A 16,168-nucleotide genomic window follows, 5' to 3' on the forward strand; every position below is an offset into this window, starting at 1 on the left:
GCGCGCGTCCGTCGCATCCTTGGGGAGCACCGCAGGCTCCTTCGTGTCGGTGAGCGGTGCGCCCAGCCACGCCGCGAGGTCCAGCAGCCCCCCCCCGAACTCGTCCTGCGTGACGACATGGACCTTGCCGCCCGCCCGTACGCCTGTACGAGAACCCGTTCTTCGCATCCTGGAGGTGGGCGGCGATCTTCGAGCCGGGCCCCGAGTACGTGGCCCCCTCGCCGCCCGGAGGGTCGTCGCGCTGGGGCCCGCGGCCATACGGCGGCTCGCTTCGCCCAGCCCTGGGGCGGGCGGGTGCGGATCACGGCGTTGTAGGAGGCGTAGGGGTGCTGGGACCTTCAAGTCGTCCCGGGAGGGGGTCGGAGTATGGGCTGGTTGTTCCGCTGCGTGTGCCGGGTACCCCCGGATCCACCGGGAGCACCAGGCTGCTGCAGTACGTGGCGCGGAACCCGGGCCGCTGTTACCACGTGCTGTGCGCGGAGGTTTCGTCGACGGGGTGGTTGAAATGAGTGGCTTCAGGAGTGTGGTGAGGTTGTCGGCGACGTTCTGGGCGCGTGGTGACCGACCAGTTCTTCACTCGGGGAGGTCGAGTGTGAAGCCGACTTCGATTGCCGGCCCCTGATCGTCGTGCGGGGAGTGCTTCATCTGCTGCTCCCGTATGTCGAAGTGGCTGTCTGGTATGAGGTCGTCGCCGTTCCAGTACCGGCGGGCCAGGCGGTCGGCGGCCCCGGCGAACTTCGTCCGCGTCGAGCCTGCGCTCACGCTGATGCTCTGGATCGCCCCGTCGGGGAGTTGCTCCCTCCAGGACTTCACCAGGGCTGGAAGGGCTTGCAGTTGGGACTTGAGGTCGGCGACGGTGTCGGCCGGCACTGCCTGCCGGGGCGGCGGCATCCAGCCCCGGCGGCCGACGATGACGCCGACGACAAGCTCGGGGGTGATGGCCAGTTCCGCGGTCTGGGCGGGGCCGTAGCACAGCCGCCACTCCCGCTCGAACAGCCAGTCCGACCGCCCCCGGGCGGCGTCCGGCTCATACACCACGCACCGGTTGTAGGTGCGCTGCGGCAGCTCCGCCTTCATGTGGGCCTGCTCGGTACGGGATACGTACAGCGCCAGCCGGGCGCCGGCGGCGATGAGCTGCTGGCGGTCAAGCACGAGTCCCCAGGGCGGGTAGGGCCCCGCGGCGGACGCCATGGCGCAGCATCGCCCGGCGGGCCTCCTCGGTGACCTCGCTGAAGCAGATCACCGGCGCGTCGGTCCAGAAGGTCGTGTTACCGCCCAGCACGCCGCTGTGCAGAATGTTCACCAACCGCTCTTCGGCGCTGCCCCGGGCGAAGCCCGGTACCTCCTCGTCCCGCCCCCGGGGGCGGGACGTGAAGTGGACCAGGTGGTCGGGCAGGTCGGGGTGCGTGCTCACGATCGGTTCCTCCCCTTGGTCCCGACGTGCCTGGCCGACAGATCGTCATGCCCGTTTCCCGGCGCCCGGACAGGGAGAAAATATCCGACGCCGTGTGAGGACTCGCGGGCCCACGGGCAAGGCTGCGGAGAGGAGTGGCCCGGACGTACTGCGGTTTCCGGTCTTCGCCGTTCAGCCCAGGTCGGGCAGACCGAGTACGAAGCGGCAGCGGACGTCGTTGCGCCGCAGACGGTCCAGGGCCTCGCTCACTCGTGCCGAGGGGAGCAGCTCGGCGCCGACGGTGGCGCCGTGCTCGGCGCGGAAGTCCAACATGGCGGGGTCGCGAGCCTGCCGCTGCCTGCGGAGTTGAGCTTCTTCGTCCCATGAGCAGGTCTGTGGTCTCCGCAGTGACAGGTCCCGGTGCCCGGGATGGCCGAGCGTCCCAGCTGAGTGAAGGCCCTGGCCGGGCCCGGGGCGCTTATGGTGCCGGCGCCGGGAGGATACGGAGTGATCCTGTGACAGGGGGAGGCGTTTGTTGCAGCATGTCAGCTGCTGTGGCCATTGCTACTGTTGTGGTAAGTATGACGGCCGAAGGGGAGCCGTCGCGCGATGTGGTCGGGGTGTCCGCTCCCGGGGTGACGCTGGGGCGTTGACGGCCCGGTCGACGGTACGTGCAGCGGCCGGTTGGCCGGGCCGCCCGATCACCGATTGCGCTGCGCGCGGCGTCGGCGGAGCATTGCAGCGGGCTGGGGGCGTGTGATGAGCGAAATGAGACTGTGGGACGACAATCCCACGGGTGTGGACCTGCTGGGCTTCGCATCCATCGTCGACACGGTGGTGACCACGCTCGAGATCCCGTATCTGGACCCGGTGACGATCGGCATCGCCGCGCCCTGGGGCGGCGGGAAGTCGACGGTGCTGCGGCTTTTGCACAAGGAGCTGGACGGGCGAGACGGTTACCGGGTGATCCGTCTCGATCCCTGGGAGTTCGACGACCAGTTCGATGTGCGCGGTGGCGTGATCGGTGAAGTCCTGCAGGATCTTCTGTCGGCCTACGGGGCGCAGGAGGGTTTGCCGGAGAAGATCAATGGGCTTCTTGAGCGCGTGAGCTGGTCACGTGTTGCGGTCAGTATGGCGAGGGGATCGCTGGTCGCCCAGTCCGAGGACTTGGTCGAGGCCCTCACACCGCGTTCGAAGAGCGATGCCAGGAGCCTGGCGGGCTTCCGGGAGGAGTTCGCCCGCCTGCTCAGGGACTTGACGCAGCTGAAGCGTCTGGTCGTGCTGGTCGACGATCTGGACCGCTGTCTGCCCGACGCGGTGATGGCCACGCTGGAGGCCATCAAGCTGTTCCTGTCCGTCGAGAAGGTCGCGTTCGTCCTGGCGGCGGACCAGGACATGGTGCGCGAGTCGATCGCAGCCAGTCTGGATGCCACGGGCCGGGGGGAGCGGTTCGCCCACCGCTATCTGGAGAAGATCGTCCAGGTGCCCCTGTCACTGCCGCGGATCGGCGCCGACGAGGCAGCCACCTTCATCACTCTGCTGCTTTCGGCCCACCAGTGCTCGCCGGAGCACTACACACGGCTGGTCGAGCACGCCCAGCAGCGGCGGGCCGCGGGGCAGTCGCCGGTTCTGTCGGATCTACAGAGTCTTCCGTGGCAGCCCGACGGGGCCTCGCTCGCTCTGGCCAGCCGGCTGGCCACCGGTCTGTCGGCCGACCGGTCCGGAAGCCCGCGCAGCATCAAACGCTTCCTCAACGCGTTCGCCCTGCGGACCCGGATCGCCGAGAGCCAGGGCATCAGCATCGACCCCTCGGTGATCGTCAAGCTCATGCTGCTGGAAGACAGCCCCGGCAAGGACTTCGAGACCCTCGTCAAACTCCAGGACGTCCCGCGCAGTGAACTCCTTGAGCATTGGCAGGCCTGGGGGAAGGGGGAACGTGACGACAGGCCGGACCAGGTCAGTGAGGCGAGCAGGCACTGGGCCGCTTCCGAACCCGACCTCACCACGGCCCCGATCGGCCCCTATCTCAGCCTGGCCGCCTCTCTTGTGAGCCTCACCGCGGCTGCGTCCCTCACCCAGGAGCAGGTCACCTGGGTCTCCCACCTCGCCGGTCAGGCCGAGCCGCACCGGCGCAGCGCGCAGCAGGAGGTGACGGCACGCCCGGTCACGGAGCAGCAGGCCGTCGTCGAGGCCCTGTTGGAGCGCGGCCGCCGGGAACAGGAGAGTGAGCCGCTCGTGGAGTCCCTCCTGTACATCGCGAAGGCCACCGCGGACCTACGCCGCCGCATCGCCGACGGCCTGTGGGATATGCGCCACAACCTCACCCCCGGCTCCGCCCTGGACATCGCCGACAGCGACAGCGAGGAACTGCGCGACCTGGCGGCACGCCTGGCAGACGCCACCGACATTGACCCGATGGTGCAGGAAGCAGCCAAGGTGGAACAGGAGGGCCGCTGATGGGGACGTCAGGCTCTTACGGAGGCAGCGGCTCCGCGGAGTGGAGCGCGGCCCATGACGCTTTCGACGCCCTGCCCGGCATAGGAACGGGACCTGCGGACACCCTGGATCTGCCGGACGGCCAGCAGCTCCTCGACGACGTCGTGCAGGCGCTGGCCACCGCGCTGAACAAGGACGACGCGGACCACGGCACGGTGCCGGCCGGCGGCTATCCGCTCTCCGCCCTGATCGCCCCTGCCCGCGGCAGCGGCGGTGGCGGCGGGGGAGGAGGAGCCGGGGGCGCGGCCGGCCCCGGCCGTATCGGCGGCGGATCGCAGCGCCAGGTACTCAATGGCGCCTCCCGCGGTGCCGCAGCCCTCGCGGGAGCCTACGCACTGCGTAACGGCGACGCCGCGCAACTGCGTGAACTCGGCCTGGACTTCACCGAGCTGAGCAGCTTGCCACGGCGTACCCAGATCTCCCGCATCCTGCAGGCCGTCCTCGGCGACGCCGGACACCCCGATGAGGCGGCCCTGCGCAGGGCCACCGTCAAGCACGTCAAAGATGTCCTCCTCGCGGCCGAGCCGCCCACCCCGGAAGACAGTCTGCGTGGCCTGGTCGCCGAATGGATATACGAACTCGGCCTGGTCGAGCTCCAGTCCCAAAAAGCCAGCGACAATCTCACCCCGGAGGAAGCCGTCCGCAAACAGGGCTGGCTGCGGTCCTGGCTGCAACGCCGAGTACGCCACATCTCCGTGCCCGACACGCGACGCATGACCGTCAAGGATTTCACCGCCACAGCAGCGAGAGTGACGAGGGAGGCACTGCGCATTCTGCGCGCAGGACGCTCATGACGACCGCCTACGAAGTACTGCCGCACGACGGACAGCAGCACGAGCCCTCCGCCACCGCCCTGCACTGGCCCCGCACCCGCGCCCACAGCCCCACGCCGACGGTCACCTGCACACTCGGCTGGGACCTCGACCTCCTGGGCCCCGCACCGGCCGCGGCCGCCGACCTCGTCCGTATCGCTGCCTCCGCCTACCTCGCCGACCGCAGCGCCCGTCGCCCCACTACCTTCGCGCGCACCATCGACCTCACCGTCCACACCATTGACCCCGACCCCTGGAACGTCTCATCCGGACGGCTCGCCGAAGAACTGCTGTCCTGGCTCACCGGCGACGCCTGGCACCTGCACGCCGTACCCGCCGCCCCCGGCGGCCACCGCCAGGCACCCGTGCCCGACGCCGACGACGTGATGCTCCTCAGCGGCGGACTCGACTCCCTGTGCGGCGCCGCGGACCACCTCGGTGACACGGCAGAGCGCATCCACCTCAGCCACTACGACGGCAGCACCGTCATCCGCCACGCCCAGCAGCAGACCAGTACCTGGCTCAACGGCCATGGGCGGCAGCCGCTGCGTCACCTCAGCGTGAAGCTCTGCCAGACCCATACCGCCGCGGAATCCTCCTCACGCAGCCGCAGCCTGCTGTTCGCCGCCCTGGCCTCAGCAGTCGCCGCCGGCGCTTCGAGCCCGCGGGTGACCGTCCCCGAGAACGGCTTCACCAGCATCAACCCGCCCCTGACCGCAGCCCGGGGCGGCGCCCTGTCCACCCGCTCGACCCACCCGGGCACGTTCGCCCGCATCAACGAACTCTTGGCCAGCCTGGACATCACCGTGACGGTGGCCAACCCCTACGCCTACCTCACCAAGGGACAGCTCCTGGCGCGAGCCTTGGACCGTGCGGGCCAGTCCCTGCTGCAAGCGGGAGCGGCAACCCTCTCGTGCAGCAAACTCGACGGCAACTGGTACCCCGGCGGAGATCCCACCCTCAACTGCGGCCTGTGCCTGGCCTGTCTGGTCCGCAGGGGATCATTCACCGCGGGCCCCCACCGTGACGCCACCATCTACCTCGTTGATCACCTCACCGGCGCAGCACACCAGTTGCTGCTGGACCGCCGTCGTAAAGATGTCCACGACGTGCGGCAGGCCATCGCCCGCGGCATCGACGACACCGACATCCTCGCCGTCGGTGAACTTCCCCCCGACGCCGACCTCGACGCCGTCGTGGACATGTGCCAACGAGGTCTGCAGGAGCTGAACCATGTCCCCCTTCCCTGACGAACTGCCACCGCTCGACTGCCACGCCCACATCGCACCCGATGTGACGCCCGCGCAGATCGACGCCCTGCACGGAGCCGTCGTCTTCGCCGTCACCCGCACCCCAGCCGAAGCGCACCGCGCCTGCCGGCGCCGTGATGCGAGCCTGGTGTGGGGATCCGGCGTACACCCTGGCGTTCCCGAAGCGCTCGATGCCTTCGACCTGCAGCAGTTCCGCGCTACCTTGCGGCTCAGCTGCCTCATTGGGGAAGTCGGCCTCGACCGCCGAGGCAACCTCGAGCGGCAACGCACCGTACTCACGCAGATCCTTGAGGCCGCACAGGACCAGCCCGTTCTGCTGTCGCTGCACAGCACCGGACGCACCGGCCACCTCCTCGACCTGCTGACGGACCAGCCGCACCCCGGAATGATCCTGCACTGGTTCCTCGGCAGCCCCACCGAGCGGCAACACGCCATCGCCCTGGGGGCCTACTTCTCTGTCAACGCCGCCATGCCCGACGACATCCTGACCTCCCTGCCCCTGACGCGCCTGCTGCCGGAGACCGACTTTCCGGCCAGCCGGCGCGCCACCGGCGCATCACGCCCCGGCCACATCGACCGGCTCGAACAACGGCTCGCCCAACTCCACGGCATGACACCAGAACACGTCAGACGGCGCTTCTGGCAGAACCTGCGCGAACTGGCCACCCGCACGCACGTCCTGGACAGGCTTCCCGAACACGTCGCGGACTGGGCTCTGGAAGCCTGACACGCAGCCCGTTGAAGCCACCGGCGTCACTCACCCCGGCTGACACGCTCCACGACCCGAGGATCACTGCGCACGGGCTCCGGCAGCACACAGTCCTGCAGACCGCGGGCCGCAAGAACCTGCTCGACCGTCAGCCCCTGCGCATCGGACAAGTCCGCCCGCACCAGATCGGCATCCGCCAGGTCCGCACCGTCGAGCCGCGCCCGACACAGAACGGCGCCCCTGAGCGTCGCCCCCTCAAGAAGAGCCCCCCGCAGGTCAGCCCCCGGCAGCCGGGCCTTCGCGAGATGACGCCCAGCGAGATCGACCGGCGGCCAGGAACCTCCTCGACGCCGTGAACCAGGTGCGGTGAGCGCCCGCAGCGCCTCCTGAACCATCTCGCCGGGTTCCTCCGGAAGCTGCACGGACGCCAGACCGCCCGGCGCACCGGCAGTCTGCGTATGGCGCTGCACGAACGCATTCAGCACCCGCGCGGCATGCATTCCCTGGTCAGGGGCATCCTGGACGATCTGTTCCAGCGCCAGAACACCCCCGATGCACACATACGGCTCAGCCGAACTCAGCCGCTCCAGCGCCTTCGTGAAGCGGTCCGTCACCTGCCCGCGACGGCTCAGCCGGTAGGACCGGGCGGTATAGATCAGCGCGATGCCGGCACCGATGCCCGCAACGGCCTGCACCACGGCCAGCCGGACTTGCCCCACCGCCGCAGACCGGGCCGCGGCGTCCATCGACGACCAGTCCTGCCCGGCCAGCCAGCGTGCCAGGCGCCGGCTCAGCGGAGTGAACATCAGAGCCAGCGCCCCCGCCAGCCCGGCCGCGCCCAGCACAGCCATCACGGCCGGCCACACCTTCTTCAACTCCATGACCCGGTTTCTATCGCGCCCACCCCACCGGGGGCGACTGTAAGCGGCGTACGGGATACGGGAGGTGGCCACCACTTTGTGCGTGCCGCCACTCGATGGTGCCCTTGGCGTAGTTCGTTCCGAAGGCGTACAGCAGTACGTCGAGGCGGTCGGCGTGCAGGAGGCGCAGGCCCAGGGAGCTGGCGAGTTCGAGTCGGTGTAGGCGCCCGTGACGTCGAGGCTGACGGATAGCCGGGCCCGCTCGCGCCTCTTCTACCGGAAGATCTGCCGCCGCACGGCGGGTTCGTGACTTTCCCACCGCCGGGGCGTGAAGGTCCGGAAGGATGAGCCGTGGTGCCAGGGAGCGAGCCTGTTACGGGAGAGCCCATGGAGAAGACGAGCCGCGCCGACCATCGGCACGATGCCGCAGCGCAGAGGCTGCGGTTCATCCCGCCGTCCCGGGCGCACCTCGCATGCGAACTGCCCGCGCCGTTTCCCGAATTACTGGACCAGTTGACCTACGCGACGCTGGATGACTGCCAGCAGTGTCGGCCTGTCCTGCTGGACCGTGTCGCGGACGATGCGCGAGCGACGCTGGAGCTGGTGCTTTGGGCCTGCTTCATCACATCCGAAACGTACTGTGGTATCCCGTCACAGCTCGTCGCCGGAGACGAAGCGTCCGACGTCCCGTTTCGCGCTTCGGCCACCTTCCGCACGCTGGCACGGCAATACGGCGCACACGGGCGGATCAAGGACACCGTCTGCATCCACCGCACAGCAGCACAGCGCCGCGAAGCGGCGGACACCGCTGTCACCCTCGTCGCCGGCCTGTCCCGGTGGTCGACGGACTTCCTCCACCAGTGACCCCCGGCCGCAGAGGAGAAGTGATGAGCAACCACGACACCCCGCTGCCGCCCCACCTCCCGGGCATCGCCGAGATGCAACTCCAGGCGGCGAGCGGGCACTTTGCCGACGAAGCAGCGATCTTCATCCTGCAACCCCACACCCTGCAGGTCCGCGATGCCCAGGACCAGGTCGAGATCCCCGACGCCGTCGAGTTCCTGGTACGACGTGCGGGCGGACAGCAGCTCACCACGACATCCCTCTTCACCCCCCAGCGCACCCCGGGCTGGAGCGCCGAGCTGCGACTGCCCGACGAGGCCCTCGTGATCCGTTTCCCCGACACGAGCTACCTCTACGACGGCTGCATGCCGTCGCAGCACACATGGCAGCGCGTTGTCGCCACCACCGGCGACGTCGTCGTCATCACTGGGCCGATGGCCGACGTGGACTGCATCGACCCCGCGATCCACGCCGGTCTCACCAGCTACGTACGCGTGCCGCTGGCGATCGAACGCTGACAGCCCAGGCCAAGGCTGTGTCCACGACGGGGATGTGGTTGCCGGCGATGACCGGCGGGCCCCTTCAGGGCAGTTCCCACGCCTGGAGCCAGCCGCTGCAGGTGGAGACGAACAACGTGCGACCCTCGACGGCTGGCTGCCCGCCGCCCTCTTCGCTCCACCGCTCCAACTGCTGTGCCGTGCTCCGGCGGGTGCCCGGGTCCCAGCTGTACAGGACTCCGGTACGGTCAGCGGCCCAGATGCGGTCGCCCGCCATGAACGGCGCGGCGGTGAAGGCGCCGCTCACGCTCTTGCGCCACAACTCGCCACCCGAGGACGGATCGAGGACCACCAGCCGCCCCGGGGCGAAAGCGGCGATACAGACACCGTCGTCAGTGACCAGGGGAGCCGTACTGATGCGCCGGGCGGCCTGAACGTCCCACCGCAGGCGTCCGCCCCGTGCATCCCAGGCCAGTGCCCGGCCGCAACGGGTCGTCAGATGAACCGCCGTACCCGTATGTACCGGCGCTGCTGCCGCCTCGCCGGCCAGTTCGTGGCGCCACAGGAGCTCTCCGCTGATGCGGTCCAGGGCGACGATCTCCCGTTTGTGATCCGGCGTGTCGAGAACGGTGGTGAGGACCTGGTCACCGGCGCTCCAGTGCGCGATGGCGCACGAGCCACTCGACCAGCACCACACCGTACGCCCGCTCCTCGCCTCGAAGGCAGCAAGAACCTGCTGCTCGCACGCGGGTGCCGACGAGGCCCGCAGCAGCGCGAACACCGTGCCGCCATGAGCGTAGGGCGCCGCCGCGACCGTCAGGCGGTCCCCGGCGCCCGACCACAGCACCGCTTTCGAGGCGACGTCGTAGGCACTCAGCCCCGTCGTGGGATGCGCGACGAACAGCACCCCGTCCGACACCGCGGCCAGGCCGTCCTGCATGAGCAGACGCAGCGGCGCGCTGCGCTGACCGGTGCGCAGGTCCCAGGCCCGGGCATGGCCCAGTGGGTCGGGGGTGAAGCACGCCCCGCCGGCGACCACCGCTCTGTGCCCGCCGCCGGCCTTCTTGCCCCAGCGCTGGTCGCCGGAGTCCGCATCGAAGGCGAGCGTCCAGCAGTCGTCGACCACCACCACGGTGCCGTCGTGCACCTGGGGCTGCTGTGCCGCCCCGGACAGCAGACGAGCCTTCCACCGCAGCCTGGCGCGTGCACGACGCCGGCTCGGCCGTGGCGTTCGCGTAGCCGTCGGCCGGGCGGGCGCAGCAGCGGTGGGGGGAGGGCAGGCGCGCCGGGGCGAAGCAGTCCAGTCCCTGAAGGTCAGCGTGAAGCCGGGACAGATCCACCACCGCGCCGCCGGGAGCATAGGCGCCCACCTGCTCCGCGAGATGGGCGAACAGGGCGTTCGCCGCGTTGTTGCTGCGCTGTGGTGTCACGGCCCGCAGACGTTCCACGCTGTAGGTCCGGTCCGTGCAGTCGGCGCCTTCCAGCCGCATCTCGGTCAGACGCACGGCCGACAGCAGCCGCCAGGTCTCCCGAGCCGCCTGCGCCGGCGGCTCGGGGGTCAGGGAGGCAACGATCGCCTCCATCTGGGTCAGGCGGTTGCGCACCGCTGCCTGCAGGCTGCCTGGACGGCGCAGTCGGCCCTGGAACTCCGTCCAACTGCCCGCCGCCGAAGCCATCTCGGCCAACGTCTTGAGCTGCTGAGCGGGAACACAGGAGGGCACTACGGCCAGGGCGAGCTTCCAGCGGCCGCTGTCCACCAGCGCCCGCCTGGTGCGCGCGACGTGCAGGAAGTCGCCGATGAGCCTGACGGAGTCCGCCTCGCTCGGCACCAGCTTCGGATTTCTGCGCACCCCGATGGACAGTACAACTTCCGTTTTGTTGGGTGCCGTTCCGACCACAACGACGTCGTCCACGCGGCTGACGGAGCGCGCCTGAAAGCGGATCCGGACCGGCGTCACGGCGTCCCCCAGACCGGGCACCGGGGTTCCGGTCAGCAGATGCGACAACAGCACCGCTCCGTAGCGGTGCTCCAGGATGGTCCCGCCACCCCCGGTGGAGTAGGGGCCGGCGCCGGCCGGCCCCGGCGATCCGTCCTGCTGCAACGCGGCGCGCTGAACGGACAACGCAGCCGGGGTGCCGATGTCGCGACGGTAGGACACGTCCCTCCCCAGAGTGATCCGTGACAGCCGGCGCACGGGGGCGGCCCGGCTAAGGAGGAGTGAGCGGCCCGGCACGCGTGCACGTGTTCATCGGACCGTCGCGCCGGTGGCGCCTTCCCCTCGCTTGGGCAACGCGCCACCGTGCAGTCGGTTACCGGCTCTTTGACGCCGACGGCCCCTGGCCGGGCCCCAAGGTGCCCGCCTATACCGGTGCTCGGCTGGTTTATCAGCTGCGCCTCGGGGCCGATGCCGCAGCTTTCCACCCGGCGGCCGTGGCAGGACCTGCGGCTTGCCCGGCGTCAGGTCCAGCCTCAGACAGGCGGGCGGCCCGTCGAGCCGGGGGAGTGGTCCCGGACAGGGGAGGTTCCTTCTGCGAGGATGTGGGGCAGATCGCGGGGAGGAGCATCGGTGGAGCCGGCAATTGTGGGCAGTGTGGTCGGACGCATGGCAGCAGCGTTCGTGACGAGGTCGTCGGCCCCCGTAACAGGAGACACGCCCCCGTCCCCGTGGGCGGAAGAGACCGACGAGCGGGGCGGCCTCCTCCTCACGGACGGCACCGGCGAGGCGATCGCCCTGCTGACCCAGGACCAGGTCGCCCAGGTGTCGCAGTTCCTCGAACAGCCCGAGACCGTCGCTCTGTCGCAGTTTCTGTTCATCGCCAGGCTCGGCATCAGATCCCGCCGGGAGCTGTCGGAACTCGCCCAGGAGTACGAGGAGACGTTCACGGCCCGCGCGGAGGACTTCTGCGAGGAACACGGATACACCTGGGCCGGGCTGGCAGGCGCGCTCTGGCAGCTCGCCTTGGCCTACATGGAGAGCGTCTTCCCCCGCGATGACAGCATCACCGCGACGCTCAGTGCCGCCGACCTGGAGAAGGTCACCGCCTACATCGGCGCCGCACCACAGGTGTCGGGCAGCGACGCCCCGCCCAACGCCGCCTTCCGGGACATCGTCGACATCCTCGGCTCCTCGCCCCGGGTGAAGCGCGCCCGCGAGGTACTGACAGACATCCGAGCCGCGTCGGAACGCCGTTACGCCGAGCTCAGCCTCGCCCACACCTTCAGCCACACCAGCGAGACGTCCCGGTTCGACCATGAAGTGCTGTACGTGCAGCGCAATCTGCGCAAACGTGGCTCGGACGAGTTCCGCGACGACTCCTTCCTCGTCTCGCCCCTGAGCCGCCCGCGCTGCGTGGTCCTGGGCAACCCGGGCGTCGGCAAGAGCACCATGACCCAGAACCTCGTCCACCAGCTCTCACGGCCCGGCTCCGGCATCGCCTATGCGCCTCTCGTGGTGTCCTGCAAGGACGTCCCCGGCGCGGACGGAACCGCGCACATAGTCTCGGCGATCACACGCTCCCTCCGCGAGAACCTCCAACTGGACGTGCAGGAGGAGGAGATCCGTGACCTGGCCACGCTCGGCCGCTCCTTCGTGATCTTCGACGGTATCGACGAGATCGTGGACGTCGGACGCCGCATGACCTTCGTACGGACCATCGAGGCCTTCGCCAACCGGTTCCCGCTCATCCCGATCCTCATCACGGCCCGACGCGTCGGCTACAGCAAGACGCCGTTCGACACCCGGCACTTCGACATCTACGAACTGGACGACTTCTCCCTGGAGCAGGTCGGGCAGTACACCGAGAAGTGGTTCGGGAGCACGGGACGATCGGAGCAGGACCGCCTGGCCTTCCTGAGGGAGACCGAGAACGTCCCCGACATCCGCACGAACCCCCTCATGCTCTCCCTGCTGTGCGCCCTGTACCGCGCCCGCGGCTACATTCCACGCAACCGCCGCATGGTGTACGAGGCCTGTGCCGACCTGCTGTTCCAGCGGTGGGACGCCATGCGCCACATCGAGCAGCCGATGGATCACCGGCACTACGGGACCCGTCTGATGCAGGAGCTCGCGCTCTTCTTCTACAAGAGCCAGGCGGCGCAGGCCGGCGTGCAGGAAGGACAGCTGAAAAAGCTGATCGCCACCTTCTTCACGGACACGGCCTCGGTGGACGAGGTCGATGCCCGATCCCGAGCGCAGGACTTCCTGGACTTCTGCGCGGACCGTGCCTGGCTGCTGTCCTACCAGGGCACGGACTCCGTCGATCACCGGCTGTTCGGCTTCACCCACCGCACCTTCATGGAGTACTTCGCCGCGGAAGCCCTCGTGCGGCGTGCACGCACCCTCGACGAGGTGGTCGAGGAGATGGTTCTCGCCTACGACCGGGACGCCAGCTCGGTACTAGTCGATGTGATCTTCCAGTGCGCCGACGACAAGTACGACGGCGGCGCACGTGACATTGTCTCCAGCCTCATGGAGAGGTCAAAGAACAGCAGTCAGCAGGCCTCGGCGAAGCACCTCTCGCTGTGCCTGCGCGTCATGAACGCCGCACCTTTGCCCCCTCAGTCGACCGACGCCATCTTCGACGTTCTCCTGGACACCTGGGACACCGCCAGCTTGGAATCCAGCCGGGACACGGCACTGGCTGTGTTCGAACTCTCCCGAGACCCCAGGAGTAGATTCATCGCCAAGCTCCGCACGGACTCACTCCATGCCAGACAAGCGCTCGCCAGGTGGGCGCGCTTCTACTGGCGGGGGGAAGCCCTCATGTTTGATCCCCAGTGGGATCAGCAGATGTACGAGGTGGCCCTGGGGATGGGGAATCCGGGCTTGAAGGATCCGCCGCTCCTGGCCTACCTGCTGCGCAACGAGCTGGTGGACATCGGCGAGCCTCCGACTGCATGGGAGTGGGGCCTGGGATTCCAGGCATTCGGCGAGACGGTCCCGGGGCCGGTTCTCCTGGATATGGAAGAACTCCTCGGCGAGGTGGGGGAGGACAGTGGTGCAGGCAAGATCACAGCCGCGTTCGGCGCATCCATCCGAGCCAGCCTGCCACGGGTGGATGGCAGGTTCCTCAGAGCGGCCTTCGCCCGCATCGGTGAGGGCATCTCCCCTCCAGCGCCCGACAGGCTGGCCGAGGCAACCCAGAACCGTGACATCCGTGACGCCCTCATCTGGGCTTGCTGTGCCCTGTTCGAAGTGACGGTGCCCGCCTACCACCCCTTCCACAAGCATGTCGGCTTCGTCCATGGCCAGCCGTGGTTTGACCGGGTGGCCGCCACGCGAGCCAAAGGCCCTGACCACACGGTGATTTCGGGAGCAGACCCCTTCAGCCTCAAAGAACTGCGCACCCTGCAAGCGTCTGGAACGGTTCCAGACTGGTTCACCGACTGGTGTAGGGGGCAGAGGTCGCTGCTCATCGAAATGGAGAACCGGCCGCAACCCGGCGTGCGGGCCAGGCGACCAGCCCAACCGGGAACAAGCCGCTGACGCACGAACCGAGGTTCGCCTCCGGCGCCAGCCGGGCCGGTGGTACGCCGCTGATCCCGCTCGCTGCCCGCGGCGATCCCGGCGACATGGGGCTGTCTGCAGCCACGCTGCCCTGCCGTGGTCCCTGCGTGCGCGGTGCCCCGCATTCCACACAGCGGGTGGAGCAGAAGGCCGGACGCACGCAGATCCCTTCTGAACGTCCCTCTGCGACACGCCCTTGCCCCTGGGAGTTGGTGCAGCATGCCGCGCGACCTCGACCCCTGGCAGCTCCTCGCTCCAAATCCCCAGGAACTCTCGGCCTTCCGGATCTGGGCCACGGCACTTGAAGAGACCGGCACGCCAGTTGCTCTCCTCGGCAGTCCTGATCACCAGGAGGAGCACTACCAGCAGCTCTACGGGCTGGCACGCGGCGTGCTCACCGTGGATGCGCACGTCTCGATCTCCGGTGAAGCCTGGTTCGTCGATCACACCACGCTCCGTGCTCCCGGAGGCCCCCGGGTGACGGCAGCCATCCGCACGGCCGAGGAGGCACTGCGGCGAGAACTCGCGGCGGCCACGCTGATCAGTCCTACCGGCGGCCTGCGCATCACCGTCACGCCACAGACCGAGAGCAGTCCGAAGGAGCGCCGACGTTACTTCCAACGACTGGCCGCCCTCGGCCGGCAGGCCGCCGAAACCGGGCGGCCCGTCTACGACCCCCAAGCCCCCGACTACGATCCCCGCTTCCCGTTCCCGGTCGCCGAACCGTGGCCGCCCACCAACCCGGCCGAGCCCCTGACGATCACCGTGTCCGTCCCCACGCACCCCATGTCCTGGCGGCTGCAGAACACGCCGTGGGGGTGGGGCCACAACACCGACAATATCCGGGAGATCCTCGCCGCCCCCATCACCGAGAAACTGGCCCAGCACAAGCGCAAGAACAACGAACCCGGCCAGCTCCGCCGTGCGTACCAACTGGGACTGCCCACCGGGCTGTTGATCGACGCACGGATGGGCTGGCGGCCCCCAGGCCTTGAGCTGCCCCGGCACGCTGCAGGCAAGACACCCCCGCCCATGACCGACATCCCCGTGCCGCTGGCCCGGGATCTCCTGTCCGAGCTGACCGCCGAGCACCCCGACGCCCTCACCCGCGCGTGGCTTCTCTCCTCGGACGAGCAGGTCCACGAGATCTACAACCACTCCTCATAGCCGCCCGGTCTCGGCGCCGGGAAGCCGTGAAGTACCAGCGAACGGAGCCCTCGCAGCGTGCGCGACGACCCCTGGCAGTTGGGATCGGCTAGGTATGTTTCGGCGGGTCGGAGCTGCGGAAGAGGCCATCGAAGGAGGAGGAAGAACCGAACAGGTCGTCAACGGAAAACGTGTACCCGGCGGCGCCGGGATGGCCCGTGGCGGTTCCGTGTCCCTCCGCTTCTTGGAGCAGCTCGGTGATCACAGCATCCCAACAGGCACGGCAGCGGCACGTTCCCTCTTGCTGGTGCTCGGCTGCTGCTTGGCCCGCGGCTTCGCGCACGCGCTGAGCCAGCGCTTCGAAGCCCGCCCTCCACCGCCCAGCTGACGCCCTCCACGCCGCGCCTTCGCGGCCGACGGCATCGGCCTCGCGCTCGGCGCGCTGTTTGGCGCGAATCATCGGCCAGTTGGGACCCCCACCGTACCCGTACGACATTGCTGCTCCTCTCGCATGACCTACGCGTCCCCCAACCGCTGTTCGGCCGTGCCAGACACGCTCACCACCTCTGTTGGAGCAAGATTGCGCTTGCCGCGTCCGGCCCGTGCCGAGGGCACTCGTCACAGGCGCGTTGCC

The 16,168-nt window shown here is 69.0% G+C and carries 14 protein-coding genes; 8 read left to right on the forward strand and 6 right to left on the reverse strand.

All coding sequences use genetic code 11. The features are described 5' to 3' along the window. Positions 1 to 573: 573 nt before the first annotated feature. The 3 genes from ACFCXS_RS38985 to ACFCXS_RS38995 all read right to left on the reverse strand — a co-directional run bounded on the left by ACFCXS_RS38985 (position 574) and on the right by ACFCXS_RS38995 (position 1,726). A complete protein-coding gene (locus ACFCXS_RS38985; protein ID WP_376648082.1) occupies positions 574 to 1,152 on the reverse strand; it encodes a hypothetical protein in 579 nt (192 codons plus the stop codon). Then, on the reverse strand, positions 1,145 to 1,414 hold the full coding sequence (locus ACFCXS_RS38990; protein WP_376648083.1) for a hypothetical protein: 270 nt from the start codon (positions 1,412 to 1,414) through the stop codon (positions 1,145 to 1,147). The genes ACFCXS_RS38985 and ACFCXS_RS38990 overlap by 8 nt, the downstream gene beginning before the upstream one ends. A gap of 171 nt (positions 1,415 to 1,585) precedes the next feature. Next, positions 1,586 to 1,726 carry a hypothetical protein gene (locus tag ACFCXS_RS38995; RefSeq protein WP_376648084.1) on the reverse strand — a complete coding sequence of 47 codons (141 nt, stop codon included), beginning with the start codon at positions 1,724 to 1,726 and terminating at the stop codon, positions 1,586 to 1,588. A gap of 426 nt (positions 1,727 to 2,152) precedes the next feature. On the opposite strand from ACFCXS_RS38995, the gene ACFCXS_RS39000 reads away from it, so the two are divergent. The 4 genes from ACFCXS_RS39000 to ACFCXS_RS39015 are packed head-to-tail and all read left to right on the forward strand — an operon-like array spanning position 2,153 to position 6,699. After that, positions 2,153 to 3,850, forward strand: coding sequence for a P-loop NTPase fold protein (locus tag ACFCXS_RS39000; protein ID WP_376648085.1), 1,698 nt, complete (start codon positions 2,153 to 2,155; stop codon positions 3,848 to 3,850). Further along, complete coding sequence (locus tag ACFCXS_RS39005) at positions 3,850 to 4,683, forward strand: hypothetical protein (protein WP_376648086.1); 834 nt, start codon at positions 3,850 to 3,852, stop codon at positions 4,681 to 4,683. Before ACFCXS_RS39000 ends, ACFCXS_RS39005 begins: the two co-directional genes overlap by 1 nt. After that, a complete protein-coding gene (locus ACFCXS_RS39010) occupies positions 4,680 to 5,951 on the forward strand; it encodes a hypothetical protein (protein ID WP_376648087.1) in 1,272 nt (423 codons plus the stop codon). The genes ACFCXS_RS39005 and ACFCXS_RS39010 overlap by 4 nt, the downstream gene beginning before the upstream one ends. Then, positions 5,935 to 6,699, forward strand: coding sequence for a TatD family hydrolase (locus ACFCXS_RS39015; RefSeq protein ID WP_376648088.1), 765 nt, complete (start codon positions 5,935 to 5,937; stop codon positions 6,697 to 6,699). Before ACFCXS_RS39010 ends, ACFCXS_RS39015 begins: the two co-directional genes overlap by 17 nt. A 26-nt stretch (positions 6,700 to 6,725) precedes the next feature. On the opposite strand, the gene ACFCXS_RS39020 is transcribed toward ACFCXS_RS39015, so the two are convergent. Further along, entirely contained in the window at positions 6,726 to 7,562 is an 837-nt protein-coding gene (locus ACFCXS_RS39020; protein ID WP_376648089.1) for a pentapeptide repeat-containing protein, read from the reverse strand. A 366-nt stretch (positions 7,563 to 7,928) separates the two neighbouring features. Here ACFCXS_RS39020 and ACFCXS_RS39025 point away from each other — a divergent pair, with 366 nt between their 5' ends. Beyond that, positions 7,929 to 8,405, forward strand: coding sequence for a hypothetical protein (locus ACFCXS_RS39025; protein ID WP_376648090.1), 477 nt, complete (start codon positions 7,929 to 7,931; stop codon positions 8,403 to 8,405). 23 nt (positions 8,406 to 8,428) lie between these two features. Continuing rightward, complete coding sequence (locus ACFCXS_RS39030; protein ID WP_376648091.1) at positions 8,429 to 8,902, forward strand: hypothetical protein; 474 nt, start codon at positions 8,429 to 8,431, stop codon at positions 8,900 to 8,902. 64 nt (positions 8,903 to 8,966) lie between these two features. Here ACFCXS_RS39030 and ACFCXS_RS39035 read toward each other — a convergent pair whose 3' ends face one another. Continuing rightward, complete coding sequence (locus tag ACFCXS_RS39035; RefSeq protein WP_376648092.1) at positions 8,967 to 10,241, reverse strand: PQQ-binding-like beta-propeller repeat protein; 1,275 nt, start codon at positions 10,239 to 10,241, stop codon at positions 8,967 to 8,969. A gap of 1,243 nt (positions 10,242 to 11,484) precedes the next feature. Between ACFCXS_RS39035 and ACFCXS_RS39040 the strand changes: the two genes are divergently transcribed. Together ACFCXS_RS39040 and ACFCXS_RS39045 are read left to right on the forward strand one after the other, a co-directional pair. Further along, positions 11,485 to 14,367: an NACHT domain-containing protein gene (locus ACFCXS_RS39040; protein ID WP_376648093.1), complete on the forward strand. Its 2,883-nt coding sequence runs from the start codon at positions 11,485 to 11,487 to the stop codon at positions 14,365 to 14,367. 240 nt (positions 14,368 to 14,607) lie between these two features. Further along, on the forward strand, positions 14,608 to 15,555 hold the full coding sequence (locus ACFCXS_RS39045; RefSeq protein ID WP_376648094.1) for a hypothetical protein: 948 nt from the start codon (positions 14,608 to 14,610) through the stop codon (positions 15,553 to 15,555). 88 nt (positions 15,556 to 15,643) lie between these two features. On the opposite strand, the gene ACFCXS_RS39050 is transcribed toward ACFCXS_RS39045, so the two are convergent. Next, complete coding sequence (locus tag ACFCXS_RS39050) at positions 15,644 to 16,030, reverse strand: hypothetical protein (protein ID WP_376648095.1); 387 nt, start codon at positions 16,028 to 16,030, stop codon at positions 15,644 to 15,646. Positions 16,031 to 16,168 lie beyond the last annotated feature (138 nt).

This window comes from Streptomyces sp. NPDC056373 (genome assembly GCF_042262425.1).
Taxonomy (GTDB): domain Bacteria; phylum Actinomycetota; class Actinomycetes; order Streptomycetales; family Streptomycetaceae; genus Streptomyces.

Coding starts and splice junctions, on each gene's coding strand:
- ACFCXS_RS38995 (WP_376648084.1), bottom strand. CDS start 1,726: ATGTTGGACTTCCGCGCCGAGCACGGCGCCACCGTCGGCGCCGAGCTG.
- ACFCXS_RS39000 (WP_376648085.1), top strand. CDS start 2,153: ATGAGCGAAATGAGACTGTGGGACGACAATCCCACGGGTGTGGACCTG.
- ACFCXS_RS39005 (WP_376648086.1), top strand. CDS start 3,850: ATGGGGACGTCAGGCTCTTACGGAGGCAGCGGCTCCGCGGAGTGGAGC.
- ACFCXS_RS39010 (WP_376648087.1), top strand. CDS start 4,680: ATGACGACCGCCTACGAAGTACTGCCGCACGACGGACAGCAGCACGAG.
- ACFCXS_RS39015 (WP_376648088.1), top strand. CDS start 5,935: ATGTCCCCCTTCCCTGACGAACTGCCACCGCTCGACTGCCACGCCCAC.
- ACFCXS_RS39020 (WP_376648089.1), bottom strand. CDS start 7,562: ATGGAGTTGAAGAAGGTGTGGCCGGCCGTGATGGCTGTGCTGGGCGCG.
- ACFCXS_RS39025 (WP_376648090.1), top strand. CDS start 7,929: ATGGAGAAGACGAGCCGCGCCGACCATCGGCACGATGCCGCAGCGCAG.
- ACFCXS_RS39030 (WP_376648091.1), top strand. CDS start 8,429: ATGAGCAACCACGACACCCCGCTGCCGCCCCACCTCCCGGGCATCGCC.
- ACFCXS_RS39035 (WP_376648092.1), bottom strand. CDS start 10,241: ATGCTCCCGGCGGCGCGGTGGTGGATCTGTCCCGGCTTCACGCTGACC.
- ACFCXS_RS39040 (WP_376648093.1), top strand. CDS start 11,485: ATGGCAGCAGCGTTCGTGACGAGGTCGTCGGCCCCCGTAACAGGAGAC.
- ACFCXS_RS39045 (WP_376648094.1), top strand. CDS start 14,608: ATGCCGCGCGACCTCGACCCCTGGCAGCTCCTCGCTCCAAATCCCCAG.
- ACFCXS_RS39050 (WP_376648095.1), bottom strand. CDS start 16,030: ATGTCGTACGGGTACGGTGGGGGTCCCAACTGGCCGATGATTCGCGCC.